This window comes from Ancylobacter sp. 3268, assembly GCF_031456575.1.
In the GTDB taxonomy this organism is placed as follows: domain Bacteria; phylum Pseudomonadota; class Alphaproteobacteria; order Rhizobiales; family Xanthobacteraceae; genus Ancylobacter.
Map to the genome: position 1 here is coordinate 1 of NZ_JAVDUX010000009.1, position 15,044 is coordinate 15,044.

At 68.0% G+C, this 15,044-nt stretch carries 15 protein-coding genes, 1 tRNA gene and 2 pseudogenes; 8 read left to right on the plus strand and 10 right to left on the minus strand.

All coding sequences use genetic code 11. From position 1 onward, the window contains the following. Positions 1-151: 151 nt before the first annotated feature. Positions 152-580: pseudogene (locus J2X65_RS13735) on the minus strand (ribbon-helix-helix protein, CopG family). Positions 581-588: 8 nt separating this feature from the next. Then, positions 589-1,898, minus strand: a pseudogene (traG, locus tag J2X65_RS13740) (IncP-type conjugal transfer protein TraG); the annotation flags it as partial. Here traG and J2X65_RS13745 point away from each other — a divergent pair. From J2X65_RS13745 to J2X65_RS13755, 3 genes are all read left to right on the plus strand, one after another. Beyond that, the gene (locus J2X65_RS13745; RefSeq protein ID WP_310202317.1) at positions 1,894-2,214 is read left to right on the plus strand and encodes a hypothetical protein; all 321 of its coding nucleotides are present in this window, start codon (positions 1,894-1,896) and stop codon (positions 2,212-2,214) included. The pseudogene traG and the gene J2X65_RS13745 overlap by 5 nt on opposite strands. After that, the gene (locus J2X65_RS13750; RefSeq protein ID WP_310201907.1) at positions 2,211-2,420 is read left to right on the plus strand and encodes a hypothetical protein; all 210 of its coding nucleotides are present in this window, start codon (positions 2,211-2,213) and stop codon (positions 2,418-2,420) included. Before J2X65_RS13745 ends, J2X65_RS13750 begins: the two co-directional genes overlap by 4 nt. 99 nt (positions 2,421-2,519) lie before the next feature. Continuing rightward, positions 2,520-2,684, plus strand: coding sequence for a hypothetical protein (locus J2X65_RS13755; protein ID WP_310201909.1), 165 nt, complete (start codon positions 2,520-2,522; stop codon positions 2,682-2,684). A 27-nt stretch (positions 2,685-2,711) separates the two neighbouring features. On the opposite strand, the gene J2X65_RS13760 is transcribed toward J2X65_RS13755, so the two are convergent. From J2X65_RS13760 to rutR, 4 genes are all read right to left on the minus strand, one after another. After that, positions 2,712-2,786: transfer RNA gene (locus J2X65_RS13760), tRNA-Gly, on the minus strand. 157 nt (positions 2,787-2,943) lie between these two features. Then, positions 2,944-4,020, minus strand: a complete 1,077-nt coding sequence (locus J2X65_RS13765) for a threonine aldolase family protein (protein ID WP_404977715.1) — start codon at positions 4,018-4,020, stop codon at positions 2,944-2,946. Between the two features lie 45 nt (positions 4,021-4,065). After that, positions 4,066-4,704, minus strand: coding sequence for a DsbA family protein (locus tag J2X65_RS13770; protein WP_310201913.1), 639 nt, complete (start codon positions 4,702-4,704; stop codon positions 4,066-4,068). A 62-nt stretch (positions 4,705-4,766) separates the two neighbouring features. Further along, entirely contained in the window at positions 4,767-5,378 is a 612-nt protein-coding gene (rutR, locus tag J2X65_RS13775; protein WP_404977716.1) for an HTH-type transcriptional regulator RutR, read from the minus strand. A 203-nt stretch (positions 5,379-5,581) separates the two neighbouring features. On the opposite strand from rutR, the gene J2X65_RS13780 reads away from it, so the two are divergent. Next, positions 5,582-6,571, plus strand: coding sequence for an esterase-like activity of phytase family protein (locus tag J2X65_RS13780; RefSeq protein ID WP_310201917.1), 990 nt, complete (start codon positions 5,582-5,584; stop codon positions 6,569-6,571). A gap of 80 nt (positions 6,572-6,651) precedes the next feature. Here J2X65_RS13780 and J2X65_RS13785 read toward each other — a convergent pair whose 3' ends face one another. Together J2X65_RS13785 and rpmB are read right to left on the minus strand one after the other, a co-directional pair. After that, a complete protein-coding gene (locus tag J2X65_RS13785; RefSeq protein WP_310201919.1) occupies positions 6,652-7,287 on the minus strand; it encodes a queuosine precursor transporter in 636 nt (211 codons plus the stop codon). Between the two features lie 15 nt (positions 7,288-7,302). Then, the gene (gene rpmB, locus J2X65_RS13790; protein ID WP_310201921.1) at positions 7,303-7,599 is read right to left on the minus strand and encodes a 50S ribosomal protein L28; all 297 of its coding nucleotides are present in this window, start codon (positions 7,597-7,599) and stop codon (positions 7,303-7,305) included. A gap of 356 nt (positions 7,600-7,955) precedes the next feature. Between rpmB and J2X65_RS13795 the strand changes: the two genes are divergently transcribed. Then, positions 7,956-8,855, plus strand: coding sequence for a DUF3108 domain-containing protein (locus J2X65_RS13795; RefSeq protein ID WP_310201923.1), 900 nt, complete (start codon positions 7,956-7,958; stop codon positions 8,853-8,855). Positions 8,856-8,981: 126 nt separating this feature from the next. Here the strand turns inward: J2X65_RS13795 and J2X65_RS13800 are convergent, their stop codons facing one another. Next, positions 8,982-9,560: a fasciclin domain-containing protein gene (locus tag J2X65_RS13800; protein ID WP_404977708.1), complete on the minus strand. Its 579-nt coding sequence runs from the start codon at positions 9,558-9,560 to the stop codon at positions 8,982-8,984. Positions 9,561-9,634: 74 nt separating this feature from the next. Next, on the minus strand, positions 9,635-10,222 hold the full coding sequence (locus J2X65_RS13805; RefSeq protein WP_310201925.1) for a DUF4269 domain-containing protein: 588 nt from the start codon (positions 10,220-10,222) through the stop codon (positions 9,635-9,637). A 153-nt stretch (positions 10,223-10,375) separates the two neighbouring features. Here J2X65_RS13805 and J2X65_RS13810 point away from each other — a divergent pair, with 153 nt between their 5' ends. The 3 genes from J2X65_RS13810 (at position 10,376) to fdxA (ending at position 14,910) form a co-directional block, all read left to right on the plus strand. Continuing rightward, a complete protein-coding gene (locus J2X65_RS13810; RefSeq protein WP_310201927.1) occupies positions 10,376-13,876 on the plus strand; it encodes a helicase-related protein in 3,501 nt (1,166 codons plus the stop codon). A gap of 11 nt (positions 13,877-13,887) precedes the next feature. Continuing rightward, positions 13,888-14,190 (plus strand): RNA-binding S4 domain-containing protein, encoded by a 303-nt coding sequence (locus J2X65_RS13815; protein ID WP_310201930.1) that lies wholly within the window; start codon positions 13,888-13,890, stop codon positions 14,188-14,190. 384 nt (positions 14,191-14,574) lie between these two features. After that, on the plus strand, positions 14,575-14,910 hold the full coding sequence (gene fdxA, locus J2X65_RS13820; RefSeq protein ID WP_310201932.1) for a ferredoxin FdxA: 336 nt from the start codon (positions 14,575-14,577) through the stop codon (positions 14,908-14,910). The last annotated feature ends 134 nt before the right edge of the window (positions 14,911-15,044 follow it).

Sequence of the window (15,044 nt, forward strand, 5' to 3'; positions counted from 1 at the left end):
GACCCTCAAGGCGATAACCGGGTGAACGGAGCTAACGCGCGCCATGGCAACAACCTGCGCGACGACCCACAGGGAGTTCTCACACAGCCTCGGGCGGGAAGCGGTCGGGCGGACGCAAGCACGATTCTCCGAGACGGGCCGCAAACTGAATTCAAGCTGGCTCATCACCAATGGCAACTGTGTCACCGACATCATCCGGAATCTCCGTCAGAAAATTCTGACCCTTCTGCAGGCGCTTGCCGAGCGTCTCGATGAAGCCCTCGTAGCGCTCCCGACCCTTGATCTGCGCCGCGGCCTGGGCGTCGCCCGGCAGCGGCGGGTGATCGTCAACCAGAAGCGGACGAACAGCGCGAGCGTATCGGTGGTGACTCGCAGATCGCGCTCGATGCGTGCGCTCCGACGAGAGAGCCGGTCGAGGCGCCGGGTAAGGCGGCCTCGCGCAGGTCGGCGGCATCGGGGGACAGAAGGAGGCGATGGCGGCCTCGACGATTGCCGAGCGCGGGATCTTGCGGCGCTCGGCAAGCTCGTTGATCCGGGCGATCAGCTCCGCGGGCAAGGTGAAGTTGAGGTGCTCGCGCATGCCGGCGCCTACAGGTCCAAGCCGTCATTTGGATCAAGCGAGACCTGGCGTGCGACACAACCCATCTGCCGGCGCAGGACCTGGCGCTGGCGGACGACGTCTTCCGGCTCGTCGTCGAGCATGATTGCGAACTCCTCCGACGGGCGCGGCGGGGTCGTCTCCCTGGCGATGGCGACATGATCCGGCGACTCGGGCTCGCGCCGCAGGCCGGCATTGGCCGTGTCGGCCTCGGCCTTGGCGATCTCGGCGAGCAAGCCGGTGTCCAGCTGTTGCGGCCGCAGGGCGGACCAGTTGTCGGTGCGGGATGTTCGCGCGCAGCGCTGCGGGGCAGGGGGCGGCAGCACCCGCTCGCGAAAGCGCGGATCCTCGTAGTAGCGCGCCTTCTTCGCCCGGATCGGCGGTGAGCCCGCGGCCATCACGATCTCGTCGGCGGGGGGAAGCTGCATGATCTCGCCGGGGGTGAGCAGCGGCCGCGCGGTTTCCGATCGCGACACCATCAGGTGGCCTAACCAGGGCGAGAGGCGATGGCCGGCATAGTTCTTCATCGCCTTCATCTCGGTGGCCGTGCCGAGGGCGTCGCTGACCCGCTTGGCCGTCCGCTCGTCATTGGTCGCGAAGCTGATCCTCAAATGGCAGTTGTCGAGGATGGAGTTGTTCGCGCCGTATGCCTTCTCGATCTGATTGAGGCTTTGAGCGATCAGGAAGGCCTTCAATTTGTACCCGGCCATGAAGGCGAGCGCGCTCTCGAAGAAATCCAGGCGGCCGAGCGCGGGGAACTCGTCGAGGATCATCAGCATGCGATGCCGGCGCTGCGTGGCGTGCAGTTCCTCGGTCAACCGCCTTCCGATCTGGTTGGGGACCAGGCGCACGAGGGGCTTGGTCCGGCTGATGTCGCTCAGGGGCACCAAGAGATAGAGCGTCGCCGGGCGCGGGTCGCCAACGAGATCGGCGATGCGCCAGTCGCAGCGGCGCGTGACCTGTGCGACTACGGGATCGCGATAGAGGCAGAGGAAGCTCATGGCGGTGCTCAGGACACCCGAGCGCTCATTGTCCGATTTGTTAAGGAGTTCGCGGGCGGCGCTGGCGACCACGGGGTGCGGGCCGGCCTCCCCGAGATGGGGCGTCGTCATCATCGTCCTGAGCGTCGTCTTGATCGGCCGCTTCGGATCGGAGAGGAAGGCGACAAACCCGGCCAATGTCTTGTCCGTCTCGGCATAGAGGACATGCAGGATGGCCCAACCAGGAGGGAATGGCTGGTCTTCTCCCAGTGATTGCGGCGGTCGAGGCTGCCCTCCGGGTCGACCAGGACGGGAGTGACGAGGGATATCGTCATCCGGACATCCGGCGACGCCGACGAATTGATGGCGATCGTTCGTGCCTCGGCAGCACGCGCCCGGGAGTGGATTGCGGCGCAATCGGGTGACCCACTCGACCTCTTGCGTCGGATGAAGTTCGATCCGATCGGATTCCACCCTATCGACGACCGGCCACTCAATCTGATCGAGCAGATCAACCAGACATGGACCTTCGCCGTCGCAATAGCGGCCGCCCGGCAGCTGCTGGAGCTGCATCCGGATGTGTCCGGGCTTCGACTCGCCCCGGGGCCCACGCATTGCTCGAGCTCGATATCATGAGCCACGAGGCTGGTTATGTCGGTGCCGAGACCTTGGCCGCCGTCAACCCGCGCAACAACGGCAAACTAGCAGCGGATCTTAGCAAGCTAGCGGGACGTATGGAGCGGCATAGATACGTGTTCTTCATGTCACCTCTGTTTCCCGGTAACGAACGCTGGCCGCAGTTCGAACGCCATGGGATAGAGGTCTGGTCTGTCGACTTCTGATCCGGGACGAAGCTGTCCTCTCATGGGGGTGATAGCTTGGCCCAACAATATTACGCCAACCGAAGAGAGCCGGGTTGCGTTCGAGCGGAATGACCAGACATGGCGCTACCCAACCACTTGGCGGCAAGGGCGAACACCACGAAAGATAAGCTCATATTTGGTGAGGACAGCGGTGCCGGCGGCATTCAGCCAGCCGCTTCCATTTTGCTTCCATATGGCTCGACGATGCAACTCGAAGCAAAAAAGCGCCTCGGGAACATCTAGCAATATGTTGATATTATTAAGAAAAACTGGAGCGGGCGATGGGATTCGAACCCACGACCCCAACCTTGGCAAGGTTGTGCTCTACCCCTGAGCTACACCCGCACCGCTCCCGTCGAACCGGCTGGCAGCGCCGCAGTCCGAACGGGCGCCTCTATGCCCCATGCCGAGCCGGATTGCAACGCCCTTTGTCACGGTTTCACGAAGCCTGTGGAAATCTCGCCGCCCGGGGAAGCACGTTCGGAGACGCGGATTTCCTGCGTCAGCTCCGTCCGGCAACCGGCGCCATGCCGAAGCTGCGCGCGGCCGCGACAAACAAATCGACATCCGCCGCCGTCGTCGCGAACGAGGTGACGAGCCGCACCACGTTCGGCGCCCAGCGGTCTGCATAAAAATAGAAGCCCGCGTCCAGCAACGCCGCTGCCATGCCCTCGGGCAGCTTGCAGAACAGGATATTGGCTCGCGCGCCCTCCTGCACCTCCACGCCCTCGATTCCCGCCAGCCCTCGCGCCAGCCGCGCCGCCATGGCGTTGGCGTGGCGGGCATTGCCAAGCCATAGATCGTCGGCGAGATAGGCCTCCATCTGCGCCGCAAGAAAGCGCATCTTGGAGGTGAGATGACCGCCACGCTTGCGTCGCAGCTCCAGTTCGTGGCCGCGTTGCGGAGCAAAGGCAATCACCGCCTCGACTCCCATGGCGCCATTCTTGGTCGCGCCGAAGGAAAGCAGATCCACACCCGCCTTCCAGCTCATCTGCGCCGGCGAAACGTCGAGCGCCGCCAAAGCATTGGCGAAGCGTGAACCATCCATGTGCAGCGCGAGGCCGGATTCGCGACAGATGGCGCCGAGCGCCGCGACCTCGTCGGGCGTGTAGAGCGTGCCAAGCTCGGTCGCCTGCGTGATGCTGACGCAAGCCGGCTGGACGGAATGCACATCGCCCTTCCCGAGACGCGCCTTAACCTGCAGGGCCTCCGGTTCGATCTTGGCGAGCGGTCCTTCCACCGGCACCAGCTTGGCGCCGCCGGTAAAGAACTCCGGCGCACCGCATTCGTCGTTCTCGATATGGCTCAGCGGGTGGCAAAGCACCGCCCCCCAGGGCGGCGTCGCCGCGGCGAGGCACAGTGTATTGGCGGCCGTGCCGGTGGAAACCAGCAGCACCGAGATTTCATGCTCGAACAGTTCGGCGAAGCGGCGTTCGAGCCGCGCGCTCACCTCGTCAGCGCCGTAAGATCGTGCCGGGCCCTCGTTGCAACGGGCGAGCGCCTCGAGAATCTGCGGCGACATGCCGGCCATGTTGTCGCTGCCGAAGGCGGGCATGCGGTTGCGCCCGGAGAGTGAGATGGTCACGGCAATTTCCTTTCCATGGCTGGTCGGCGCGCCGGATGCCTATCGCTCCGCCGCGCGGCGGCGGGCATCCGCGACCACATCCACGAAGCCTTGATAATCGAGCGCCGCGGCGACCTTGTAGGGGCCGACGAGATAGACCGGCGTGCCGGGCAACTGCAGTGCCACCGCCTGTTCGTTGTTGCGCCTCAGCAATCCGGCGATCGGCTCGACATGCTTTTCCGCATCGGCATTCAGGCGGGCGAGGTCGAGGCCAGCGCGTTTCAGCGCCCTGGCCATGCCATCCTCATTCATGGAACGGCCCTGCAATCCCATGAGAGCATGATGGGCGGGCTCGTAGCGGTTCTGGTACTTGGCGGCTACCGCGAGGCGAGCGGCCGTCACCGACGATTTGTGCAGGATGGGCCAGTCCTTGTAGACGAGGCGGATCTTGCCGTCGCTCTTGAGCAGCCTGGTCAAGGCCGGCGCGGAAGCTTTGCAATAGCCGCAATTATAGTCGAAGAACGCGACGATGGTGACGTCGCCGGCCGGATTGCCGCCGACCGGCGCCGCCGGATCGAACAGCAGCGCCTCGATATCCAGCGCCGGTCCCACGGGCGCGCCCTCGCCCGCATGTGGCGCCGCGAACACCGTGGCGAGCGAAACGCCCATGGCGGAGCGCAGGAAGGTGCGACGGTGCATCAGGCATCTCCAGGAGGCGCGCAACCGGCGCGCAGCGGGCGCGGGCAAGACGACACTTGCCACTAAGGGATTGGGCGGAAACGAATTCCTTCAAGAATGATGCGGCTGACATTCTCGGCGGCGGCATTGGCGAAAGCTTCGTCGTCGAGGCCGGTGCCGAGCAGCGCGTCGATCTGCCCGGCAAAGTCGGCATAATGCTGTGTCGTCGCCCAGATGGCAAAGATGAGGTGATGCGGATCGACCGGGGCGAGCTTGCCGGCCGCCGTCCAGCCACGGATCATCGCCGCCTTGGCATCGACCAGCTGCTTGAGCGAGGTTTCCAGCTCGCGCTTCAACAGCGGCGCCCCCTGTACGATCTCGAGACAGAACAGGCGCGAGGCGGCGGGCTGGGTGCGGGAGAACAGGATCTTGCGGCGGATATACTCGCCGATGGCGACCACAGGATCGGCATCCGGCTCGATGGCGCGCAGCGGCGCCAGCCATTCATCGAGCAGGCGGCTCAGCACCGCGACGTAAATTTCCTCTTTGGAGGCAAAGTAATAGAAGAGGTTGGTCTTGGAGACGCCGGCGTCCTCGGCGATCTGCTCCACCGTGGTGCCGTGCAGGCCGGCGCGGGAAAACAAGCCGAGGGCGGCATCGAGTATCGCGGTGTGCTTGGCTTCGATCTGCTTCAGCCGGCGCGGGGTTTTGGGGTGCGCGGAGCGCTGACCGGACCGGGATTTGGGCGTCGCGGGCGACGCCTCCTTGCCGGATGGATTTCGGGTGACCGCGCTGCGTGCCAACGACCGATGCTCCCCTTCCACGCCCCCGGACTGACATGACATGGAAATGAACGGCGTCGCAATATGAAGCTGGATCCCCGGTTTCGGAGTTCGCGATGATCGACATCAGGTCATTGATTTTAATCGGTTTTTTATCGGTGTCGGCTTATGCCGCGACGGCTCAGACGATTCCGATCGAGGTGCGGGCCACCCCGATCGAGGCCTTCGACACCAGCGGACGGATACGGATCGGCGCGGTGGAATTTCGCGGAGGTCTGACGCTGACCTCGCCGAACGACCATTTCGGCGGCCTATCCGGCATGGCGCTCGACGCCAGCGGCGAGAAGCTTATCGCTTTGACGGACAAGGGTTATTGGCTCTCCGCCACCCTCACCAACCAGGACGGCCGCCCCACGGGCCTCGCGGATATACGCATGGCACCGCTGATGGCGACGGATGGGCGCAGCCTGGATTCCCGGGGGCTGGGCGACAGCGAATCGCTGGCCGTCACCGGGGAAGGCGTGATTGTTGGCATCGAACGGCGTCACGAAATCTGGCAGTTCCGAGGGCCCGACCCGCTGACCTCAAGGGGGAAACAGCTGATATCCTTCAAGGGGATAGCCGATCTCGGCTTCAATGAGGGCATCGAGGCGCTCGCCGCTTCTCCCGCCGGCAAGCCGGCGGCGCTGATCGCCATCGCCGAGCAGGATCCGAAGGATCTGGACATCCTGCCCGGCTTCCTGTTCTCCCCGCTCGACAAGCCGGCGCTGATAGGGCGCTTTGCCATTGAAAGAATTGATGAATTCAGTGCCACCGACATGTCCGTCGGCCCGGATGGCAAGGTCTACCTGCTGGAGCGGCGTTACGATCCGCTGCGCGGCGTGGCCATGCGAATCCGCCGGTTCGAGCTCACGCAACTGGTTGACGGCGCTCGACTTTCGGGAGATATCCTGATGGAAGCCCACCGGGCTGCCGCCATCGACAATATGGAGGCGCTGGCGGTGACCCGGGGCTCAGCGGGAGAGATCCTCCTCACCGTGCTGTCCGACGATAATTTCTCGCCGCTGCAGCGGACCGTGCTGCTGCGTTTCGCCGTCGTCCAGTGAGGATGATGAGGTGTACGATCAGGCCGATCGGCGACTGAAAATGGCCGGTGCGACCGGATCAGGCCGAAATCAGGCCCGATTCAGGCCGAGGTGCCGGACATCGGCGTCGAATTCGGCGCCGCCCACGGCTTCATCCGGCCCATCAGCGCGCCATAGGGCACCAGGGCGACCAGCGCGCAGCCAAGCTTCACCAGGAAGTCGAAATAGGCGAGGCCCCCCCACAGCGGCACGGTGATGCCGGTCGAGGCATAGGTGACGGGGAAGGACATGTCGGCATCGCCCGCGAAGGCGAGGGAAAAGAACAGCACCGTGTCGAGCGCCGAGCCGATGAGGCTGCCGGCGAGCGGCGCCTGCCACCAGCTCATGCGGCGCAGGCGATTGAAGACGGTGATGTCGAGGAGCTGGCCGACGAGGAAGGCGCTGCCGGAGGCGAGCGCGATGCGCGGGGTGGCAAGCCACACCGACAGCAGCACCGCGAGGGCAAAGCCGGCATAGACGACGCGACGCGTCACCGCCGGCCCGAAGCGGCGATTGGTCAGGTCATTGACCAGAAAGGCAAGCGGATAGGTGAAGGCGCCCCAGGTGAGCGCCTCCTCCAGGCCGAAGAACCGCACCGGATACTGGACGGCCACATTCGACGCCGCCACCACCGCCATCATGGCGGCAATGGGCAGCATCAGTGCGCGCAGCGAAACCCGCGTTCCGGCGATCAGCATCGGCTCAGGCCCGGATCACGCCGCCGCGACCTCGACCGAAGCCTTCTGCACCGCGCGCTTCAGCTCGACGGCCTTCTGCGACAGCTCCTCGGCACTGGCCTTGAGGAGGAACGCATCGAGGCCGCCGCGGTGATCGACGGTACGCAGGGCATTGGCGCTCACGCGCAGCTTCACCGACCGCTTCAGCACATCGCTGGTGAGGGTAACGTTCACCAGGTTCGGCAGGTAGCGCCGACGGGTCTTGCGGTTGGAGTGGCTCACGAGATTGCCGGTCAGAACCGCCTTCCCGGTAAGTTCGCACCGACGAGACATCGTGGAATTCCTTAATGTTCGCAGCTACCGCGCGCCGGACCCGAATATCGAGCCTTGCGTTCTTGCAGGCAGCATCCGTGAAAGAGTGCGCTCCTATAGGCAAGCGGCCCGCGCACGTCAAGGCTCAAGACACGGCGATGACAGCCCCCCGCCGCGACGACCGCTGCCCGCGAGCCGGCCAGCCGGTCGCGGGATGATGTATCATGGCGGGCCGCGCGCGTCTCGCGCACAGGTGATGGGGGCGCAGCCAAACCGTCACAGTTCCGCCGGCTTCGACCGCCATCGGGAATCATAATAGACTGATTCCCCATTGTGATTCACCGCCCGCGTCCCGCGGCGGCCGGAGCCTGTCCTTCATGTCGCGTCCCTTGCCGCGTCGCCTGTCGCGCCTCGTGCCGTCCCATCTGCCGCGTTCGCTGGCGGCCGCCGGCAGCGCCGCCGGCATTCTGGCGGGCATTCTGGCGGGGGTCGCCCCCGCCCTGGCCGACGGCAAGCTGGAAGCCCGCTACAAGCTGTCGCTCGCCGGGCTGGAGCTGGGCCGCGCCGCCTTCCTGCTGGAGGTGGATGACGGCTCCTATACCGCCTCGGGCAGCGCCCGGCTCACCGGCGTGGTGCAGGCGGTGTCCTCCGGCAAGGGATCGGCAGGCGCGCGCGGCGCCGTGCAGCGCGACGGGCTGATGCCGCGCTCCTTCGCCATGGAGGCGGAGACGGACAGGAAGGCCGAGGCGATCCGCCTGTCGCTGGCCGGCGGCAACGTCACCGACACCAAGGTGGAGCCACCGGTGCCCGCCGCCGCCGACCGCGTGCCGGTATCCGACAAGGACAAGCGCGGCGTGCTCGACCCGATGACGGCGGCGCTGTTCCTGGCGCCGGGCTCGGGCGACCTGATGGCGCCGAAGAACTGCGAGCGGCTGCTGCCGATCTATGACGGCCGCCAGCGCTACGACCTCGACCTCAGCTTCGAGCGCGTCGACCAGGTGAAGGCGGAGAAGGGCTATGCCGGCCCGGCACTGGTGTGCCGCATCGCCTACAAGCCGGTGGCGGGGCATCGCGCCAACCGCACCAGCGTCAAATACATGACGCGGAACAAGGACATGTATGTGTGGCTGGCCCCGGTGGCCGGCACGCGCGTGCTCGCCCCGTTCCGCGCCTCGGTGGCGACCGCCATCGGGGTGGCGCAGATCGAGGCGGTCTCCTTCCAGACCGAGCCGATGATCCCCAAGGGTGGCGCGCCCTCGAAGGCGGCAGCGCCGTAGCGCCCCGGCCCCCGGTCCCTGCCCCCCGCCCCCTGCCCCCTGCCCGGACGGCCGGGCAAGAGGCGCCCCGGCGCGCCCCTCGCCCGGCCGGGTGAGGATCGTCAACTCATCGGTGCTGGGGACGCATCAGGACTTCGGCATCAGCACGGTGTCGATCACGTGAACGACGCCGTTGGCCTGAAGCACGTCCGGGGTCTCGATGGTGGCGACATGGCCGGCCCTGTCGACCACCACCCATTTGCCCATCTTCTCCTCGACCACCAGCGTCTGGCCCTCGACGGTCTTCAGCGTCGCCTTGCCGCCATGCTTCATCGCCTGGGCCTTGAGGTCGGCAGCGGTCAGCCGGCCCGGCACAACGTGATAGGTGAGGATCTCGGTCAACTGCTTCTTCATGCCCGGCTCGACCAGCTTGTCCACGGTGCCGGCCGGCAATTTGGAAAACGCGGCATTGGTCGGGGCGAAGACGGTGAAGGGGCCGTCGCCGTTCAGCGTGTCGACCAGCCCGGCGGCTTTCACCGCGGCGACCAGCGTGGTCAGGTTCTTCGCCTTCGAGGCGTTGGCGGGAATGCGCGCATCGGACATCATCGGCGCGCCGCCGACCATGACCGAGGTGGCGGCAAGCGCGGGAACCGCGATCAGGAAGCCGGCGGCCGCGGCCGACATGGCGACATTCCGGAAGGTGAACGGCGTTGTTGTGCGGGACATGGGACGTCTCCATTGCTGCATGCTCTCGGCATGACGCCCCCTGTACGAACCCGCCGGCGCGGCAGCTCAACCGATCATCCATTCGTGATCCGGCCTGTGCCGGAGCCTTCCGGAGGCCGGCCCGGGCCGCTGAAGCCGGCCGCCGCCAGTACCCGGTCGAGCGCCGCGTCCTTATCGTCGCCGAGCGCCAGCAACGCGGCATATGGATCGCCGGCAAGGCCGAGCGCCGCCGCGAAGGCCGGCTCGGTCTTCAGGCCGGCCCGCCGGCGCGCCACCGCCGCCCCGCGCAACGCCTCGCCGCCGCGTGCCAGCAGGCGCTGCTCGGCGCGGAAATGCCGCCAGCCGGCCTGCTCCGCCACCGGACGCGGCGCGGCAAACACCTCGAACGGCCAGCCGGCGGCGGTGAAGCAGGCGATCACCGGGCGATCGCCGGCGCGCCACCGCCGCAGCAGGAAATGTTGCCGATCGCCGAAATGATCCCACATGAGACGGGCGACGGCGTTCGGATCGGGTGCGTGGCAGACGATATCGATGTCGCTGCCGGCGAGATCGAGGCCGAGCGGCGGCGTGCCGACCACGTGCGGATCGAAGCCGGCGATACGGCCGAGCAGGCCGGTCCTTTCCAGGGCGGCGCGGAAGCCGGGTCGCGGCGGCGTGCTCATACTGGTTACCTCGCCGAAAGCGGCCCCGTCGCCGTGGCCCTTCGCCTTGCTCGCTGCCTCGCCCCTCGGCGCGATTCGCCGATGGCGCGGTCCCTATGCTAGAACGGCCACCCTTCCGGTTCGATGGAACGGTCGCCTGGTGAACGCTACCTTATGAACATTGCCGCCCCGCCGGACATCGCCCGCGCCGCCAATGCCGCTTCCCTCGCCCCGCTGCCGCCGCGCATGCGCGCGCGCGGCGTCACCGCCGTGCTGGGGCCGACCAACACCGGCAAGACCCATCTCGCCATCGAGCGCATGCTCGGCCATTCCTCCGGGCTGATCGGCCTGCCGCTGCGGCTGCTCGCCCGCGAGGTGTATCAGCGCCTCGTCGAGCGCGCCGGCGCCGACCAGGTGGCGCTGGTCACCGGCGAGGAGCGTATCAAGCCGGCGCATGCCCGCTACTGGGTGGCGACGGTGGAGGCGATGCCGCGCGACCTCGACGTCGCCTTCGTGGCGCTCGACGAGATCCAGATCGCCGCCGACCTCGACCGCGGCCATGTCTTCACCGACCGGCTGCTCAACCGGCGGGGCCGCGAGGAGACGCTGCTGCTCGGCGCCGCCACCATGCGGCCCTTGATCGAGAAGCTGATCCCGGGCGCGAACATATTGGTGCGCCCGCGCCTGTCGCAGCTCAGCTTCGCCGGCGAGAAGAAGATCACCCGGCTGCCGCGCCGCTCGGCCATCGTCGCCTTCTCCGCCGACGAGGTCTACGCCATCGCCGAGCTGGTGCGCCGCCAGCGCGGCGGCGCGGCGGTGGTGCTCGGCGCGCTCTCGCCGCGCACCCGCAACGCCCAGGTGGCGATGTACCAGAACGGCGATGTCGATTACCTCATCGCCACCGACGCCATCGGCATGGGGCTGAACCTCGACGTCGACCATGTCGCCTTCGCCGGCGACGTGAAGTTCGACGGCTGGCAGTTCCGCCGGCTCAACCCAGGCGAACTGGCGCAGATCGCCGGCCGCGCCGGGCGGGCGCAGCGCGACGGCACCTTCGGCACCACCGGGCGCTGCCCGCCCTTCGACGCCGAGCTGGTGGAGCGGCTGGAAAGCCATGCCTTCGACGCCCATCGCGTGCTGCAATGGCGCAACACCGCGCTGGACTTCGGCTCGATCCAGAGCCTGCAGCGCACGCTCGCCGAGCCGCCGCGCGAGGAGGGGCTGACCCGCGCGCCCACCGCCGACGATGTCGAGGTGCTGGAAGCGATGGCCCGCGACGAGCAAGTGCGGCGCTTCGCCACCAGCCGCGCCGGCGTGGAGCGGCTGTGGGAAGCCTGCGGGCTGCCGGACTACCGCAAGGTGTCGCCGGGCGCGCATCGCGAGTTGGTCGGCACGGTCTATGACTACCTGATGCGCGAGGGAAAGCTCTCGACGGACTGGTTCGCCAAACAAGTGGCCTTGGCGGACCGGACGGAAGGTGACATAGACACGCTGTCGGGACGCATCGCGCAGATCCGCACCTGGACCTTCGCGGCCAACCGTCCCGACTGGCTCGACGACCCGGAGCACTGGCAGGGGATAACACGGCGCGTGGAGGACCGACTCTCCGACGCGCTTCACGAAAGACTGGCAAACCGTTTCGTCGACCGACGGACGAGCGTCCTGATGCGGCGCCTGCGGGAAAACGCAATGCTCGATACAGAAATCACCAAGACCGGCGACGTCGTCGTGGAAGGCCATGTGATCGGCCATCTGCTCGGATTCCAATTCGCGGCGGACGCCTCCGCCGGCGGTCCGGAGGCGAAAGCCTTGCGCACCACCGCCCAGAAGGCGCTGGCCGGCGAGATCGAGGCGCGCGCCACGCGGCTCTCGGAGGCCGGCGACGACGCCTTCGTGCTCTCCGCCGACGGCACGCTGCGCTGGATCGGCGACCCGGTCGCCAAGCTGATCCCCGGCGAAGAGGTGCTGGCCCCGCGCCTCAAGATCATCGCCGACGAGCACCTGACCGGCGCCGCCCGCGACGCGGTGCAGGCGCGCATCGAGCTGTGGCTGAAGGCGCATACCGAGAAGCTGCTCGGCCCGCTGATGGCGCTCGGCCGCGCCGAGGACGTCACCGGCATCGCCCGCGGCATCGCCTTCCAGCTGGTCGAATCGCTCGGCGTGCTGGAACGGCAGAAGGTCGCCGAGGAGATGAAGACGCTGCCGCAGGAGCAGCGCGCGGTGCTGCGCGGCCACGGCGTGCGCTTCGGCGCCCACCACATCTACCTGCCGGCGCTGCTGAAGCCGGCGCCGCGCGCGCTGGCCGCCCAGTTCTGGGCGCTGAAGCATGGCGGGCTGCAGCAGAAGGGCCTCGACGAGCTGCCGCATCTGGCCGCTTCCGGGCGCACCTCGATCACCGTGGACCCGGATATCCAGAAGGGCCTGTACCGCGCCGTCGGCTTCCGCGTCGCCGGCGAGCGGGCGGTGCGCGTCGACATCCTCGAGCGCCTCGCCGACCTGATCCGCCCGGCGCTGGCCTGGCGCCCCGGCGCCTCCGGCGAGAAGCCGGCCGGCGCCTTCGACGGCAACGGTTTCACCGCCACCGTCGCCATGACCTCGCTGGCCGGCTGCGCCGGCGAGGACTTCGCCTCGATCCTGCGCTCGCTCGGCTACCGCATGGAGCGCCGCCCAGCTCCGGTAGAGACCGCGCCGGTGGAGGCCGTGCCGGCGGTTGCCGAGGCGGCGGTGCCGTCTTCGGACGCTGCCGTCATCGAGGCCGCGACCGCCGAAACCGCGGCCGATGCCGGCGCCGGGATTCCGCTCGGCACCGATGTCGCCTTCGACCACACGGTGGAACCGGCGCTTGAGCCAGAAGCCGCGGCGCAGTCCGCCGCCGAGCGAGCGGAGACCGCCGCCGAGGCGACGACCGACGCGCCGGCGGCCGATGTCACCGCCGTCAGCGGCGAGGTGTTTACCGATCCGGTGTTCGACCAGACGGTGGAACCGGCGCTGGAGGCCGTGGCGGAAGCGCCGGCGGCCGAGAGCGCGGCCGATACGGTGGACGTCGCCGGGGATGCGGCCGCCGAGGCACCGGTCGCCGAAACCGTTGCCACCGAAACCGTTGCCACCGACGCCGCTCCGGCGGAGCCGGCGATGATCGAGGTGTGGCGGCCCGGCCGTCCGCCCGGCCAGCCGCACCACCGTGGCAGCCCGCGCGGCCAGCGCGGGGCGCCGCGCCAGGGCGAGGGCGCCGAGGGCGGCCGCCGCTTCGAGCGCGGGCAGCCGCGTGACGGGCAATCCCGCGAAGGGCAATCCCGCGAAGGGCAGCCGCGCGAGGGACAACCCCGCGACGCGCAGCCGCGTCCCGCGGGCGAGGCCGCCCGCGAGAATGGCCGACGCGACGACAATCGGCGCGACGACCGCCGTCCGCGTCCCGAGCGTGGCGAGCGGCCGGATCGCGCCCCCCGTCCGGAGCGCGGCGAGCGCACCGGCGGCGGGCGGGAGGAGCGTGGCGAGCGCCGGGGCGGCGAGCGGCGCAACGAGTTCCGCGACGGACCGCGTCACGATCAGCGCCCGGATCACCGCGCGCCGCGCAACGAGCCGCCCCGCCGCGACAAGCCGGTCGACCCGGATTCGCCCTTCGCCAAGCTGCTGGCGCTGAAGGCGAAGATGGAAGCCGAGAAGGACGGGAAATAGGAGACGCCTGCTTGGCCGGCGAGCGACATCGTCTCGACGTCTGGCTCTGGCACGCGCGCTGCGTGCGCACCCGCAGCGCCGCGGCCGAACTGGTTCGCGCCGGCCATGTGCGGCTGAACGGCACGCGGGTCGGCGCGCCCGCCCAGGTGGTCCGGCTCGGCGACGTGCTGACCGTCGCCCTCGCTGGCCGGGTGCGGCTGCTCAAGGTGATCGGATTTTCCGAACGCCGGGGGGATGCGCAGGCCGCGCAGGCGACCTATCTCGATATCGACGCGCCATCGCAGGCCGGCGATGCCGGGCAGGACGCTGGGTAACCGCTCGCGGCCGGCCCTCTCGAGCCGCAGGCAGGGCGGAATCGGCAGATGGCCCAGATGTGGTTCAACGGGCCGACGTCCAGGTCTGCTATGCGCGCAGGCCTGCCCCTCGCCCAGGTCGGACCTTCCGACGGGTCGGACCTTCCGACGGGTCGGATCGGCCCGGCAGGCGGGCGCGCGGCGGGCTTGGGCGCCGATGCCCGGTTGCATGGCGGCAGGCGGTGCGCTAGAGCGCTTCTTGGCCGGATGCGATATCCCGCCGAAGCGCTCTCGGTTCGATGATCGGGAGCATGTTCTCCTCGCAAAAGGCATTTCGGTTTTTGCGGAACATGCGCTAGGTAAGGGCCGCGGGTAAATCACGCGTCCCGCACGGAGATAGGATCAATGCCCTACGTCGTGACGGACAATTGCATCAAGTGCAAGTACACCGACTGCGTCTCGGTGTGCCCCGTCGACTGTTTCTACGAGGGCGAGAACTTCCTGGTCATCCACCCCGACGAATGCATCGACTGCGGCGTGTGCGAGCCGGAATGCCCGGCCGAGGCGATCAAGCCCGACACCGAGCCGGGGCTGGAGAAGTGGCTCACGCTGAACGCGGAATACGCCAAGGTGTGGCCCAACATCACCGAGCGCCGCGACCCGCTGCCGGATGCCAAGGAATGGGATGGTGTAGCCGACAAGCTACAGTATCTCTCGCCGGAACCCGCTAAGCAGGACTGACGAAGCGGCGTGCGTCGCCACGCTTCGACAGATCGCCGAACGCCTGTACCCCCGCGCGCGACATCGAGGTCGCACGCGCGCTGCGTTGCGGCAGTGTTTTGATTCTGTGCGAAATTGTGCTATAACCTCTTTCG

Excerpts from the sequence above, each read along its gene's own strand:
- J2X65_RS13770 (WP_310201913.1), bottom strand. The coding sequence starts at position 4,704 with ATGCACCGTCGCACCTTCCTGCGCTCCGCCATGGGCGTTTCGCTCGCC.
- fdxA (WP_310201932.1), top strand. The coding sequence starts at position 14,575 with ATGCCCTACGTCGTGACGGACAATTGCATCAAGTGCAAGTACACCGAC.
- J2X65_RS13805 (WP_310201925.1), bottom strand. The coding sequence starts at position 10,222 with ATGAGCACGCCGCCGCGACCCGGCTTCCGCGCCGCCCTGGAAAGGACC.
- J2X65_RS13780 (WP_310201917.1), top strand. The coding sequence starts at position 5,582 with ATGATCGACATCAGGTCATTGATTTTAATCGGTTTTTTATCGGTGTCG.
- rpmB (WP_310201921.1), bottom strand. The coding sequence starts at position 7,599 with ATGTCTCGTCGGTGCGAACTTACCGGGAAGGCGGTTCTGACCGGCAAT.
- J2X65_RS13810 (WP_310201927.1), top strand. The coding sequence starts at position 10,376 with ATGAACATTGCCGCCCCGCCGGACATCGCCCGCGCCGCCAATGCCGCT.
- J2X65_RS13750 (WP_310201907.1), top strand. The coding sequence starts at position 2,211 with ATGAGCCACGAGGCTGGTTATGTCGGTGCCGAGACCTTGGCCGCCGTC.
- J2X65_RS13785 (WP_310201919.1), bottom strand. The coding sequence starts at position 7,287 with ATGCTGATCGCCGGAACGCGGGTTTCGCTGCGCGCACTGATGCTGCCC.
- J2X65_RS13795 (WP_310201923.1), top strand. The coding sequence starts at position 7,956 with ATGTCGCGTCCCTTGCCGCGTCGCCTGTCGCGCCTCGTGCCGTCCCAT.
- J2X65_RS13800 (WP_404977708.1), bottom strand. The coding sequence starts at position 9,560 with ATGTCCCGCACAACAACGCCGTTCACCTTCCGGAATGTCGCCATGTCG.
- J2X65_RS13755 (WP_310201909.1), top strand. The coding sequence starts at position 2,520 with ATGGCGCTACCCAACCACTTGGCGGCAAGGGCGAACACCACGAAAGAT.